Raw genomic sequence first — 823 nt, 5'->3', positions numbered from 1 at the left:
CGTCAAGGTGGGATTCGCCTGGCTGGAGGTGGCCAGAACCGAGCCACCTGCGATGTGCAGGTTCATCAGTCCATGAACTCGGCATTCAGCGTCAACAACCCCGTCCGCCGGGCTCGCAGACATCCGCGTGGTACCGAGATGATGACCATCCATGGCGCCTGATTTGCTTGCCATTTCGATCACATGTTCAGCTTCAAATCCTGAAATGGTAGCTCCGAGCGTCTCCAACTTCCAACCGAGCAGCCGATAAGCGCGAGCGATGCTCTGGAGATCGTTGTTCGTGATTTTCCAGTCGACGCGCAGCTTCGGTATACCCAATCGGTCGCGTTCGGTCACCAACGTCAGTCTGCTTGCGGGGTTCGGCTCCTGTTCCGAATGAAACTCAAGATTGACCACATTGGCGCACGGCCCCAATACGATGGAGGGCAGCTTTCGCCGTGCGAAAGTTCTGTTCGCCATCCAGCCCACACCGAAGCGCCCGAGACGCAATGGCGAGGATACGACGTTCTGAACGTGCGCGAGCTTTTGGTCCAGCGTCACTGAATGTTGCTGCCGACGTCTGAGGTGTTTCGGGAGAAATGTCTTTTTGACGAGATACATCGCCGAGAGGATCGGGTCGTTGTGGCTGGGATCGGCTGGATTTGGCAGATGGGTGCGGAAGATCTGGTTGAGCAAGCTATGCTCCCGCTGCGCTTGCTCCGTGAGCGCTAGCCGCCTTCGGCAGTAGATGCCGGCCGCGTCCCGCTCGTAGCCAAAAGCAACTGCCTGCTGGGCTTTCGGCAACTTTAGTGCTCCGACTGTGCCTCCCAGATGGGCCATATAG

At 58.0% G+C, this 823-nt stretch carries 1 protein-coding gene; it reads right to left on the bottom strand.

Annotation, left to right across the window (positions count from 1 at the left end; all coding sequences use genetic code 11):
* On the bottom strand, positions 1-783 hold a 783-nt coding region (locus EOA13_RS37330), incomplete at its 3' end, for a GMC family oxidoreductase (RefSeq protein WP_245490613.1).
* Positions 784-823: the final 40 nt, after the last annotated feature.

This window comes from Mesorhizobium sp. M7A.F.Ca.US.011.01.1.1 (assembly GCF_003998295.1).
Lineage (GTDB): Bacteria > Pseudomonadota > Alphaproteobacteria > Rhizobiales > Rhizobiaceae > Mesorhizobium.
The sequence above is the reverse complement of the archived record's forward strand: the minus strand, read 5'-3'. Positions and strand labels throughout refer to the sequence as shown.